The 12,529-nt window shown below is 49.8% G+C and carries 14 protein-coding genes and 3 tRNA genes; 13 read left to right on the top strand and 4 right to left on the bottom strand.

Annotation, left to right across the window (positions count from 1 at the left end; all coding sequences use genetic code 11):
• The first annotated feature begins 178 nt into the window (after positions 1-178).
• Positions 179-571 (top strand): hypothetical protein, encoded by a 393-nt coding sequence (locus AC3ZFK_RS02220; RefSeq protein WP_487506123.1) that lies wholly within the window; start codon positions 179-181, stop codon positions 569-571.
• A gap of 69 nt (positions 572-640) precedes the next feature.
• On the opposite strand, the gene purT is transcribed toward AC3ZFK_RS02220, so the two are convergent.
• The gene (gene purT, locus AC3ZFK_RS02215) at positions 641-1,825 is read right to left on the bottom strand and encodes a formate-dependent phosphoribosylglycinamide formyltransferase (RefSeq protein ID WP_487506124.1); all 1,185 of its coding nucleotides are present in this window, start codon (positions 1,823-1,825) and stop codon (positions 641-643) included.
• A gap of 78 nt (positions 1,826-1,903) precedes the next feature.
• Here purT and AC3ZFK_RS02210 point away from each other — a divergent pair, with 78 nt between their 5' ends.
• The 3 genes from AC3ZFK_RS02210 (at position 1,904) to AC3ZFK_RS02200 (ending at position 3,416) form a co-directional block, all read left to right on the top strand.
• Positions 1,904-2,659: an FKBP-type peptidyl-prolyl cis-trans isomerase gene (locus AC3ZFK_RS02210; RefSeq protein WP_487506125.1), complete on the top strand. Its 756-nt coding sequence runs from the start codon at positions 1,904-1,906 to the stop codon at positions 2,657-2,659.
• A gap of 41 nt (positions 2,660-2,700) precedes the next feature.
• Complete coding sequence (locus AC3ZFK_RS02205) at positions 2,701-3,270, top strand: Tll0287-like domain-containing protein (protein WP_487506126.1); 570 nt, start codon at positions 2,701-2,703, stop codon at positions 3,268-3,270.
• Positions 3,271-3,331: 61 nt separating this feature from the next.
• Positions 3,332-3,416: transfer RNA gene (locus tag AC3ZFK_RS02200), tRNA-Leu, on the top strand.
• Between the two features lie 73 nt (positions 3,417-3,489).
• Here AC3ZFK_RS02200 and AC3ZFK_RS02195 read toward each other — a convergent pair.
• Both AC3ZFK_RS02195 and AC3ZFK_RS02190 read right to left on the bottom strand, forming a co-directional pair.
• Complete coding sequence (locus AC3ZFK_RS02195) at positions 3,490-4,029, bottom strand: hypothetical protein (protein WP_487506127.1); 540 nt, start codon at positions 4,027-4,029, stop codon at positions 3,490-3,492.
• 69 nt (positions 4,030-4,098) lie between these two features.
• Positions 4,099-4,185 (bottom strand) — tRNA-Leu (locus tag AC3ZFK_RS02190).
• A gap of 94 nt (positions 4,186-4,279) precedes the next feature.
• Between AC3ZFK_RS02190 and AC3ZFK_RS02185 the strand changes: the two genes are divergently transcribed.
• From AC3ZFK_RS02185 to AC3ZFK_RS02145, 9 genes are all read left to right on the top strand, one after another.
• Positions 4,280-4,356, top strand: a tRNA-Val gene (locus AC3ZFK_RS02185).
• Positions 4,357-4,421: 65 nt separating this feature from the next.
• Positions 4,422-6,335 (top strand): threonine--tRNA ligase, encoded by a 1,914-nt coding sequence (gene thrS, locus AC3ZFK_RS02180; protein WP_487506128.1) that lies wholly within the window; start codon positions 4,422-4,424, stop codon positions 6,333-6,335.
• An 84-nt stretch (positions 6,336-6,419) separates the two neighbouring features.
• Entirely contained in the window at positions 6,420-6,950 is a 531-nt protein-coding gene (infC, locus tag AC3ZFK_RS02175) for a translation initiation factor IF-3 (RefSeq protein ID WP_487506129.1), read from the top strand.
• Between the two features lie 94 nt (positions 6,951-7,044).
• Complete coding sequence (gene rpmI / locus AC3ZFK_RS02170) at positions 7,045-7,242, top strand: 50S ribosomal protein L35 (RefSeq protein WP_487506130.1); 198 nt, start codon at positions 7,045-7,047, stop codon at positions 7,240-7,242.
• Between the two features lie 15 nt (positions 7,243-7,257).
• Positions 7,258-7,611, top strand: a complete 354-nt coding sequence (gene rplT, locus AC3ZFK_RS02165) for a 50S ribosomal protein L20 (RefSeq protein ID WP_487506131.1) — start codon at positions 7,258-7,260, stop codon at positions 7,609-7,611.
• An 84-nt stretch (positions 7,612-7,695) separates the two neighbouring features.
• Positions 7,696-8,718, top strand: coding sequence for a phenylalanine--tRNA ligase subunit alpha (pheS, locus tag AC3ZFK_RS02160; protein WP_487506132.1), 1,023 nt, complete (start codon positions 7,696-7,698; stop codon positions 8,716-8,718).
• Between the two features lie 28 nt (positions 8,719-8,746).
• Positions 8,747-11,131, top strand: coding sequence for a phenylalanine--tRNA ligase subunit beta (pheT, locus tag AC3ZFK_RS02155; RefSeq protein WP_487506133.1), 2,385 nt, complete (start codon positions 8,747-8,749; stop codon positions 11,129-11,131).
• A gap of 219 nt (positions 11,132-11,350) precedes the next feature.
• Positions 11,351-11,653 carry an integration host factor subunit alpha gene (locus AC3ZFK_RS02150; protein ID WP_487506134.1) on the top strand — a complete coding sequence of 101 codons (303 nt, stop codon included), beginning with the start codon at positions 11,351-11,353 and terminating at the stop codon, positions 11,651-11,653.
• Positions 11,654-11,674: 21 nt separating this feature from the next.
• Positions 11,675-12,037: a MerR family transcriptional regulator gene (locus AC3ZFK_RS02145; RefSeq protein WP_487506135.1), complete on the top strand. Its 363-nt coding sequence runs from the start codon at positions 11,675-11,677 to the stop codon at positions 12,035-12,037.
• Between the two features lie 2 nt (positions 12,038-12,039).
• Here the strand turns inward: AC3ZFK_RS02145 and AC3ZFK_RS02140 are convergent, their stop codons facing one another.
• Complete coding sequence (locus AC3ZFK_RS02140) at positions 12,040-12,450, bottom strand: HIT domain-containing protein (protein ID WP_487506136.1); 411 nt, start codon at positions 12,448-12,450, stop codon at positions 12,040-12,042.
• Positions 12,451-12,529 lie beyond the last annotated feature (79 nt).

Genomic DNA, 12,529 nt, shown 5'->3' with positions numbered 1-12,529 from the left:
CCGTGAGAGTAATACATTAGAGCACCAACTCACTTTGACCTAGATCAATTTGGTTGTTTAATATAGCCTGAACACAGCATTACACCATTCTGTTACGGAGTGTTTATGTTGCAGGATTCAACCGTTCAGTTATAGTTGGTCGCTACAGCTTTAAAAACCACCGACGGAGAGAACAATAATGAAAAAAGTGATTGGAGCAATTTTGTTGGCAGGCAGCTTTGGTGCCTATGCTGATACCCAGTTGAGTTGTGATCTGGACGAGATTGATAGCTATTCAGGCGAGGTGACTCATAATGCTGATGTCAAGGTCTCGGTACCTGACAACCATTTCCGTGACAAGCGTGTCAGTGAACATGATGAGGATTATGTCATTTATGAGGAGTGGGTAATCAACCCGCAGGCCTCGATCTACCGTCTCAGAGGCAAACTGGATGGTGAATTGGTCACTCTGGAGAAAAGCATGATTGAGGCAGGTACAGGTATTGTGCGCGGAGAGATTCGCCACAAGGAGCTGGGTAGTCGTCCAAGAAAGAACACTACCTATGAGGGACGTTGTTATCTGGATGAGTAGTGTTTAGGAAATATATTGACCCAAAAAAGCCGTTACGTGTAACGGCTTTTTTTATGTGTCTGGTTGTTATTACTGGGTTTTTATAACAATGGAAGAGGCTGCACGGTTGGCCTTTTCCCGTGCCTGGTCTGTGGATTTGTCACGTGATAGCACAACCCCCATTCTGCGTCGCCCACTTACCTCAGGCTTGCCAAACAGTCTGAGTTGAGTGTCAGATTCAGCCATGGAAGATTCAATGCACTGGTAGCAGATCTCGTCTGATTCACCCTCTACAAGCAGGACGCTTGATGCAGATGGTCCATGTTGATGAATGTTCGGTATGGGAAGCCCAAGGATCGCACGGGCATGGAGAGCAAACTCGGAGAGGTCTTGTGAGATAAGGGTAACCAGACCGGTATCGTGGGGGCGGGGAGAGACCTCACTGAATATTACCTGGCCCCCCTTTATGAATAGCTCAACCCCAAACAGGCCACGTCCACCCAGTGCATCAGTAACCTTTTTTGCCATCTCTTCGGCAGCTGCCAGGGCATCAGGGGTCATTTGTTGTGGCTGCCATGACTCTCTATAATCTCCATCTTCCTGGCGGTGACCTATTGGTTGGCAATATGAGGTGCCATCATTGTGACGAATAGTCAGCATGGTTATCTCGTAATCAAAATCGACAAATCCCTCAATTATGATTCGCCCAGCACCAGTACGACCTCCCTCTTGAGAGTAGTTCCAGGATGACTCTATATCATCCTCACACCTAACTGTGCTCTGCCCCTTGCCGGATGATGACATGATTGGTTTGACAACGCAGGGTATTCCGATATCTCTGATTGCCTCCAGATACTCCTCTCTGCTCTCTGCAAAACGGTATGGGGATGTCTCTATTCCTAGCTCTTCGGCGGCTAGACGACGAATTCCCTCCCGGTTCATGGTCAGTTGTGCGGCCCGGGCAGTTGGTATTACGGTAAAGCCCTCATGTTCAAGCTCAACCAGGGTATCAGTTGCTATTGCCTCGATCTCGGGGACAATAAGATCTGGTTTCTCCTGCTCAACAACCTCTCGTAGAGCTGAGCCATCTAGCATGGAGATAACATGGGAGCGGTGGGCGACCTGCATTGCCGGTGCGTTTGGATAGCGGTCAACAGCGATAACCTCAACCCCAAGGCGTTGCAGCTCTATGGCTACCTCCTTGCCAAGTTCGCCACTTCCACAAAGCAGGACACGGGTTGATGTAGATGAGAGCGGGGTTCCAATAGTAGTCATGATTGCAATAATACCATCTACCCAAACCTCGGTTCAGAGGATAGAATGCTCCGCATTCAATTTTTATGGAGAAGAGATATGTTTAGAACGGTAGCAGCATCAATTTTGGTTCTGGCAATGGCTGGGTGTTCCGACAGTGGTAATGCTGTAGAAGAGATTGCAGTCTCCCCAGGGTTTGAGATGACGACGCTAAAGGATGGTAGCGGAGCAGGCGCCAAGCCTGGTGATATTGTCTCTGTTCACTATACAGGAACCCTGACTGACGGCACCAAATTTGACTCCAGTCATGATCGTAACGAGCCTTTCAGCTTTACTCTGGGTGCTGGAAATGTGATCAAAGGGTGGGATCATGGTGTCAAGGGGATGAAGCGCGGAGAGCAGCGCAAGCTGGTGATTCCGCCAGAGATGGGGTATGGCAGCCGTTCAATGGGGCCAATTCCTGCGAGTTCTACCCTGCTGTTTGATGTGGAGCTGATAGATATCCTGAGCTATACAGATATCAACAATGAAGAGTTACAGACGTTGTTGAAAGAGGACGATATTGTGCTGGTAGATATCCGCCGACCAGAGGAGTGGAAAAAGACAGGTATTGTCGAGGAGTCAGAAATGATTACAGCCTTTACCAAACGCGGCAGTCTCCATCCTGAGTTTAACGAGAAATTCCTGAAACGCTTCAAGGCAGATGATCGAGTCATCATTATCTGCCGTACCGGAAACAGGACAGCTCGTCTGGCTCAGGCTTTGGTAGGGGAGATGGGTTGGAAGAATGTATATAATGTAAAGAGAGGTATTACTGACTGGATCAAGAAGGGGTATCCAGTAGTAAAACCATAGAGTGTTATAGCCTGTAGAAACAATAATTAAGGAGAGTAATTATGAAGAGAACAATTTCAGCAACACTGGTTGCAGGCATGCTTACTATGCCGTTGGCCGCATCAGCAGACAGAACCGATCAGTATGTAAATGAGAGTCGTGCTGCCGTTAAGTCACTATTCAAGACTCTGAAGGGTAATCTTGTCGGAGCGATGAAAGCTGGTGGACCAATCAAGGCTATTGAGGCCTGTAACCTCAGTGCCCAGCCATTGACTGTGGCGGAGGCAGGGCGCCTCGGTTACGATATTGGCAGAACCAGTCTGCGTCTGCGTAACCCTGTTAATGAGGCGGATGCGTGGGAGATCAAGGTGCTGCAGCAATTTGAGGCTCGCAAGTCTGCTGGTGAAGACCTCAAGAAGATGGATTACTACGAGGTTGTTGATAGTGGTGGTGGCAAGACATTCCGTTACATGAAGGCTATTCCCGCGGGTAAGCCATGCATGGTATGTCATGGCGATATGGTTGCACCGAAGGTTCTGGAGAAGATTCGTAGCCACTATCCACTTGATCAGGCAACCGGCTTTAAACCAGGAGACCTGAGAGGGGCGTTTACTATCTCAAGAAAGATGTAATTCAGGAGAGAGAAAAACAGTGTATTTTTTGGTCTGAGCGTATAAAATGCGCCACACTTTTGCGAGCGTGGTGGAATTGGTAGACACGCCAGATTTAGGTTCTGGTGCCGCAAGGTGTGAGAGTTCGAGTCTCTCCGCTCGCACCATATATAAAAAAGGGGCAACCACTGTTGGTTGCCCCTTTTTATTTCTACCGGCTGTGAGCCTGTCAGGTTGTAGTTACTCTGTTGTAGCGTCACCTGTTGTTGCTGTCTCGGCAGAACTATCAGCCTCCTCACCCTTCGGCCTTCTTGGGTAGCGATCAGTCAGATCCGCTGCAGGTGGTTGCTGAGGAGCACTCCAGCCCTGTTGCGGACCATACCCATAAGGTTGTTGCTGACCCCATCCTCTGTTGCCTCCCCAGGGCATGCCGCCCCAGCCTCCATTGTTTCCACCACCCCAGGGCATTCCACCCCAGCCGCCACGGTCACCGCCTCCCCAAGGCATGCCACCACCACGGCCACCCCACGGGCTGCCCCCGCCCCAGCCAGGCTGTGATCCCCAGGGGGTCTGCCATCCGCTTGGACCCCACTGCTTCATATCTTGCCCCCAATACTCTTTTTTCCATTCGCGAGCCTCAGGCGGGCCATCCCACTTGTCCCATCCGCCCCATTTGTCCATCTTCCAGTCCTCGGGATCGACAAAGGCATTTGCGCTGGTGGTAAAACTGGCAACTGCTGCAAGCAGAAGTGCGGTTGTGAGTTTGTTGGTTTTTTTCATGGCAGGCTCCTCAGTTTATTGTTCTGTTATTTGACAGAAGCTACCACCATGCGGGGTTTAATACAAATTTGGTACCGAGGGGGGGACTTGAACCCCCAAGACATTGCTGCCGGCGGATTTTGAATCCGCTGCGTCTACCAATTCCGCCACCTCGGCATTGAGGGTGCGGATTATAGGCGCAGTGTGTTGATGATACAACGGGATTATTGACAATGAATGGTTGCACTGTACAATGCCCATTCGACTTTACAGGCGCGTAACTCAGTTGGTTAGAGTGTCACCTTGACATGGTGGAAGTCGGTGGTTCGAATCCACTCGCGCCTACCAAATTTTTTAAGATTTTTTATTATTAACATGCGGCCTTTGGTGTGGGTCGCCACTGGAGATTGATAATGCCTTTGATTACCCTGCCCGACGGCTCCCAACGTAGTTTTGACCAAGCAGTTACTGTTTTTGATGTTGCCTCTGATATTGGCCCGGGCCTTGCAAAAGCCGCCCTGGCCGGAAAGATTGGGGATCAATTGGTCGATACCTCTTATCTTATTGAAGAGGATGTCTCTCTCTCCCTGATTACCAGTAGAGATGAGGAGGGGGTGGAGATTATTCGTCACTCCACAGCACATCTTCTGGCGCAGGCAGTTAAAGAGATTTTTCCAGAGACCCAGATCACTATTGGTCCAGTGGTAGAGAACGGCTTCTACTACGATTTTGCTCGTGATGAGAAGTTTACCCCGGATGATTTCAAGATCATCGAGAAGAAGATGGCTGAGCTGGCGAAGCAGAATATAAAGATAGAGCGTTCCGAGATGGGGCGTGATGAGGCGGTAGCTTTTTTTGAGGAGCAGGGGGAGGCCTACAAGGCTGAGATCATTCGGGATATCCCGGCTGATCAGACCCTCTCGCTCTACCGTCAGGGGGATTTTATCGACCTCTGTCGTGGTCCCCATGCCCCCTCTACTGGACATCTCAAGGGCGGCTTCAAGTTGATGAAGCTGGCCGGCGCCTACTGGCGTGGTGACTCCAGCAATGAGATGTTGCAGCGCATCTACGGTACCGCCTTTCCAGACAAGAAGCAGCTCAAGCAGTATCTGCATCGGCTGGAGGAGGCAGAGAAGCGTGATCACCGCAAGATTGGCAAGAAGCTCGATCTATTCCATAGCCAGGAGGAGGCGCCAGGGATGGTCTTCTGGCACAGCAAGGGGTGGTCGATCTATCGTGAGGTGGAGGAGTATGTGCGTGAGAAGCTGCGCCACCACGGGTATCAGGAGGTCCATACCCCGCAGGTGATTGATCGGGTGTTGTGGGAGAAGTCGGGCCACTGGGACAAGTTTGGTGACATGATCTTCACTACCCACTCCGAGAATCGTGACTATGCAATCAAGCCGATGAACTGTCCTGGCCATGTGCAGATCTACAATCAGGGGCTACGCAGTTATCGTGACCTGCCGTTGCGAATGGCAGAGTTTGGCTCCTGTCATCGCAATGAGCCATCAGGCACCCTGCATGGGTTGATGCGAGTTCGCAACTTTACCCAGGATGATGCCCATATCTTCTGTACAGAAGATCAGATTCAGTCTGAGGTGGCGGCCTTTATGGATCTGCTGTTTGAGGTCTATGAGGACTTTGGCTTCAAGGAGGTATTGATCAAGCTCTCCACCCGCCCAGAGAAGAGGGTTGGTAGTGATAAGGTGTGGGATCAGGCCGAGCAGGCACTAGAGACTGCGCTCAATACCAAGGGGCTGGATTGGGAACTGCAGCCAGGTGAGGGGGCATTCTACGGCCCAAAGATCGAATTTTCGCTCAAGGATTGTATTGGTAGGGTCTGGCAGTGCGGCACCATTCAGGTTGATTTCTCAATGCCTGGCCGACTGGATGCCACCTATATTGATGAGCATGGTGAGAAGAAGAGTCCGGTCATGTTGCACCGTGCAATCCTCGGTTCGCTCGAGCGTTTTGTTGGAATTTTGATTGAGGAGTACGCAGGCTCGATGCCGGTATGGTTATCCCCACTGCAGGCTGTTGTGGTCAATATTACGGATCATCAGCGCGAAACTGCGGAAAATGTGGCAAAACAGTTGAATAATGCAGGGTTTAGGGTCGAATCGGACTTGAGAAACGAGAAGATAGGACTTAAAATTCGCGAGCATTCCATGCAACGTCTCCCCTATATCTTGGTGATTGGGGATCGTGAGATGAAAGAGGGTGCTGTCGCAGTCCGTGCCAGAGGTGGTGAAGACCTCGGTACACTATCTATTGAGGCGTTTATTGAGCGTCTGAGAGAGGATGTGGAGAGACGCAAACAGTAGTTTTGTGTGCACAGCCCCATGGTTTTTATTTTTTGAACAGGAGAACTTGAGATCGCACTTCAGCCAAGAGGCCCTAGAGGCCGGATGCCAGAGAAGGTAAGAGAGCATCGAATCAACGAGGAGATTACAACATCCCAGTTGCGTGTATTTGGGGCAGACCAATCAGAGTCGGTTGTGGTTTCACGAAGTGAGGCGCTGGAGATGGCAGATGAGGCCGGACTGGATCTGGTTGAGATCTCACCAAAAGCGGAGCCGCCAGTCTGTCGAGTGATGGATTACGGCAAGTTCCTGTTTGAAGAGAGCAAGAAGAAGAACGCGGCCAAGAAGAAGCAGAAGAAGGTTCAGGTCAAGGAGATCAAGTTTCGCCCCGGTACTGGTGAAGGGGACTATCAGATTAAACTGAAAAATCTGATGAAGTTTCTAGGTCAGGGAAACAAGACAAAGATAACCATCCGTTATCGTGGTCGTGAGATGGCTCACCGTGAGCTTGGGATGGAGATGCTCAAGAGGATCGAAAAAGATCTGGAAGAGTATGGGAAGGTTGAGCAGTTTCCCAAGATGGAGGGGCGGCAGATGGTTATGGTGGTCGGCCCAATCTCCAAAAAGAAGAAGTAGATACAGTTTATTTGGTCTCAGTCTGGTCAATGGCACACCGGCTGAGAATTTGAAACGAGAGCCTGGCTCTCACTATTAAGCAAGAGGTGAAAAGATGCCAAAGATGAAGTCTAAGAGAGGCGCTTCCAAGCGCTTCAAGCGTACCGCGTCCGGCGGTTTCAAGCGTGGACAGGGTTTCCGTAGTCATATCCTGACAAAGAAATCGACCAAGCGTAAGCGTCAGCTACGTAGTCCATTAAGTGTTCATGAAAGCAATGCAGGTGCGGTAAAACGTATGCTGCCTTATAGCTAAGCCGGGAGCAGAATTATGCCAAGAGTAAAGAGAGGCGTTCAGGCACGTGCACGCCATAAGAAGGTTCTAAAGGAAGCGCGCGGTTATTATGGTGCCCGTAGTAGGGTCTACCGCGTTGCTAAGCAGGCGGTTACCAAGGCTGGGCAGTATGCCTACCGTGACCGTCGTCAGAAGAAGCGTCAGTTTCGTTCACTATGGATTGTTCGTATCAATGCGGAGGCTCGTAATAACGGGATCTCTTACAGTAATATGATCAATGGTCTCAGCAAGGCAGGGATCGAGGTCGACCGTAAGGTTTTGGCTGACCTGGCTGTTCATGACAAGGCAGCATTTGCGGCAATTGCGGAACAGGCAAAAGCTGCACTTTAAAAAACGGTGTTGAACACCATAAAAAGGGGTGACAGTCTTTTGCAGAAAAGATTGCCGCCCCTTTTTTATTTCTGAGATAAAGATATGACCACAGAATTGAGTACCCTGGTTACGGATGCAGAGTCTGCCATTGAGCAGGCTGTTGATCTGGCTGCACTTGACCAGGTCAGGGTTGGAGTGCTGGGCAAGAAGGGGGCGCTGACAGCCATCCTCAAGACTCTTGGCAGGATGGAGCCGGCAGAGCGCAAGGAGACAGGTGCGGCGGTTAATCGAGCCAAGCAGGCATTGCAGCAGAAGATTGAGGAGAAGAGAGCGAAACTGGAGAGCGCTGCCCTTAATGAGCAGCTATCAAAAGAGACTATTGATGTCACTCTTCCTGGACGTGATCGCCATAAGGGATCCATCCATCCAGTAACCCGTACCCTTGAGCGTATTGAGGAGCTGTTTCGTCGGGTTGGTTTTGATGTGGCAGAGGGGCCTGAGGTTGAGGATGATTATCACAACTTTGAGGCGCTCAATATACCTGAGCACCATCCGGCACGTGCAATGCATGATACCTTCTACTTTCCTGATGGCCGTGTACTGCGTACTCACACCTCGCCTGTTCAGGTAAGGGTGATGGAGAGTGAAGAGCCTCCACTGAGAATTATTGCCCCTGGGCGCGTCTATCGATGTGACTCTGATCTTACCCACACCCCGATGTTTCATCAGGTGGAGGGGTTGATTGTTGATGAGTCAGTCAGTTTTGCCGATCTCAAGGGGCTGATCCACGATTTCCTGCGTAGCTTTTTTGAGCAGGATGATCTTCAGCTTCGTTTTCGTCCCTCATATTTCCCTTTTACAGAGCCATCTGCCGAGGTTGATATAGAGTGTGTGATGTGTGGAGGAGATGGGTGTCGTGTCTGTAGTCACACTGGATGGCTTGAGGTTTTGGGTTGTGGCATGGTTCATCCAGAGGTGTTTCGTCACTCTGGAGTAGATACCGAGAAATACAGTGGTCTCGCCTTTGGGCTTGGGGTTGAGCGCCTGGCCATGCTTCGTTACGGTATTAATGATCTTCGTCTATTCTTCGAAAATGATCTGAGATTCCTTAAGAGTTTTAATTAAAAACATATAACAACATATTGTATAAATTATGAAATTTAGTGAATCATGGTTGCGTGAATGGGTTAATCCAGAGGTCTCTACCGAGACTTTGCTGGAGCAGTTGACGATGGCTGGACTTGAGGTTGATTCAGTCGAACCGGCAGCCCCTGCCTTTGAAAATGTTGTGATTGGCGAGATTATGGAGGTGGAGCCACACCCTGATGCAGACCGTCTGCGTATCACCAGGGTTGAGGCAGGCGAGAGTGAGCTGCTGACAATAGTTACCAATGTAGCTGATATTGCTGTGGGCGAGAAGATTGCTGTTGCCAAGGTTGGGTGCGTTCTTCCTGATGGCATGAAGATCAAGCGAGCAAAGTTGCGTGGCGTAGAATCATTCGGCATGTTCTGCTCCATGGGGACCTTGGGTCTTTTGGAGGAGAGTGATGCTCTTGAGCGTTTCTCTGCAGATACTGTTCCAGGCATTAATATTCGTGATCTTCTGGGGCTGGATGACCAGGTTATAGAGGTTGATCTGACCCCTAATCGTGGTGACTGTCTGAGTCTCTCCGGAGTTGCTCGCGAGGTGGGGGTTATTAACAAGAGTGGTGTAAAAGCGGTTGAGTTTGATTTGGCGGCTGTCGGTTCAGACAAGACCTTCCCCGTTGTTGTTGAAGACAGTAATGGGTGTCCCCGTTATCTGGGGCGGGTTGTTGATGGAGTTAATCCGGCAGCAGAGACACCGCTCTGGATGCAGGAGCGCCTGCGTCGCGGAGGTTTGCGTTCTCTGGGTCCTCTGGTTGATATTACCAATTATGTGATGCTGGAGATGGGGCAGCCTATGCATGCATTTGATCTCTCCAGGTTGAGTGGTGGAGTGGTTGTGCGCAGTGCCAGATCTGGCGAAACTATGACTCTGCTCGATGGCAAAGAGATTAAGCTGAATGAGGATACCCTGCTGATTGCAGATGATAATGGACCGCTTGCGCTTGCAGGAATCATGGGTGGGGAACAGAGCGGGGTTGCTGATGAGACCACCGATATCTTCCTGGAGTGCGCCTTCTTTGCGCCGCTTGCCATTGCCGGCAAGGCGAGAAGTTATGGGCTGCATACTGACTCGTCTCACCGTTTTGAGCGGGGGGTCGATTCACAGCTGCAACAACGTGCCATGGAGCGTGCAACCCAGCTTATAGTTGATATTGCCGGAGGTGTGGCAGGGGCTGTTCAGGAGGTGGTAGACAGTGCTGCTCTTCCTCAGACTGAGACAATTATTTTACGCAAGGATAGATTGCAACGCACCTTGGGGCTGACTTTGTCGACTGATGAGGTTACCGAGACTTTGACCGGTTTAGGGCTTGCGGTTGAGCTTCAGGAGGGTGGATGGAAAGTGGCCTCTCCTTCGTGGCGTTTTGATTTGTCTATTGAGGCAGATCTGATTGAAGAGGTGGGTAGAATTTATGGGTATGATCGGTTGCCTAGTACTCATCCAGAGCTTAGTGCAGAGATCAGAAAGAATCCTGAGTCAAAAATTGCACTACGAAATATCAGGGAGACCCTGGTTGATCATGGTTACCATGAGGTTATTACCTATAGTTTTGTGGATCCGGAGATGCAGAAGGTGCTTGATCCGGAGGTTGAGGCATTGGCACTGGCCAACCCAATATCAAATGATTTGTCTGTTATGCGAACTACCCTCTGGCCAGGACTGTTGCAGAGCCTTGGGTTTAATGCCAAGCGTCAACAGAGCCAGGTGCGTCTGTTTGAGACGGGGTTGAGTTTCGTCCCTTCTGAGGACGGTCTTCGGCAGAAGCGCAAGATTGCAGGGCTAATTTATGGTGAGTCATCCCCCGAGCAGTGGGGCACAAGCGGCGAGGCGGTTGACTTTTTTGACATGAAGGGAGATCTATCTCCGCTGCTCGATCCTCTTGACAGTGCAGAGCATCCATTGAGGTTCGTTGCTGCTGAGCACCCTGTTCTTCATCCTGGCAAGAGTGCCAGAGTAATGGTTGGTGATCGGGCTATTGGGTGGATGGGGGCTATTCATCCGGGGGTGGCTGTCAGGCTTTCATTATCAAAGGGTATTTTCCTGTTTGAGTTTGATCTGGACTCCTTGCAGGAGGGGAGTATTCCTGGTTTTGAACAGCTATCCAAATTCCCGATGATCAGGAGGGATATAGCACTACTGGTTGATCAGGATCTGTCGGCACAATCCTTGATGGATACGGTGGTGGAGTCTGTGTCCAGGGATCTGTTGAGTGAGCTGCGTCTCTTTGATCTGTATCAGGGCGATAATCTGGCGGCTGGTCAGAAGAGCCTGGCTATAGGAATTTTCCTTCAACACAGGGAGAAGACATTAACCGATGAGGATGTGGAGGAGGTTGTAGGCCTGGTTGTGGAGAGGCTGAAACTTGTCCACGGAGCAAAATTGAGGGATTAACTAAGAAACCTCTGAAAAAGCTTAATGGGATGTTGTAACATACTGAACCATAACCTCTCCCCCATAGGATAACTTGTGAGGGAGCTCTGATTTGGTCACGAGGTGACTTAATCAGAGGTTTCTTAACCGAATTCTGCATAATTTTTGTTGCCGAAAGGTTTTAAATTTTATATTGTTACGGCAATTAGTAGAACCAGATTAACCGAGGGAACTGACACAATGACTCTAACAAAAGCATCTCTTTGCGAGGCACTTAATAATGATCTTGGGCTGAACAATCGTGAATCCAAGGAGATGATTGAGCAGTTCTACGAGGAGATACGCTCTTCTTTGGAGGATGGAGAGAATGTTAAGTTGTCTGGTTTTGGGAATTTCGATCTGCGCGACAAGTCTCCCCGTCCTGGACGCAACCCCAAAACGGGTGAGGAGATTCCCATAACTGCGCGGCGTGTGGTGACATTCAAGGCGGGGCTAAAGTTGAAAGAGAGTGTTGCTGGATACAGCAGTTCAGTTCTCTCCTGACTAAACTCTTCTCTATAGATAATGAGCCACGATCCGGAGTCAACAGAGGTAAAGGTTAGCGAGCTTCCTCCGATACCGTCAAAGCGTTACTTTACGATTGGAGAGGTTTCGACTCTCTGTGTGGTAAAACCTCATGTGCTGCGTTATTGGGAACAGGAGTTTGCCCAGCTTAAGCCGGTTACCAGAAGGGGTAATCGTCGCTACTATCAGCAACATGATATAAAGTTGATTCGAAAAATTCGTGGTCTTCTCTATGAGGAAGGGTTCACAATAAGCGGCGCACGCCACAGACTTGGAAAGAAAGGGCAGGGCGTAAGTGCCAAGGCAGATATCTCTGAGGTCCGTAGAGAACTTGAGACTCTTCTCAAAGCGATATCAAAATAACCTTACTGTTCAGTAAGTTCTATACTATTTTTAATTAAGTTTATAGTTTTTTCCAGCTTCTTTATAGAGTATGGGATGGCAGGGCTGTGTCCCCATACAGGCCCCGGCCATGCAGGATCACCACTCTCTCTTGCAATATGGTGAAGATGTAGCTGGGGAACAATGTTGCCCAGTGCCCCCAGATTCAGTTTGTCTGGATGGAACAGATCAACTATCAACTGCTGTATCAGACAGGATTCATTCATTAACAGAACGCTTTGCTCTTCTGTCAGCTGGTAGATCTCCTCTGCATCATCCACATCGGGTACCAGAATAATCCATGGATAGCGGGAATCATTCATCAGCAGGCAGTGGCTGAGTTCGAGTTTTCCCAGGTATTTTGTATCTTCTATTAGTTTGGGGTGAATGTTCATGAGGGGTATACTAGGGAAACTCTGAAAAAGCGTAATGGGATGGGGGTTTGGGGGAAGGGCTCAACAGTTGTTATTGTAA

It is taken from the genome of Candidatus Thiopontia autotrophica (assembly GCF_982804495.1).
This window is presented reverse-complemented; position numbering and strand designations above follow the sequence as displayed.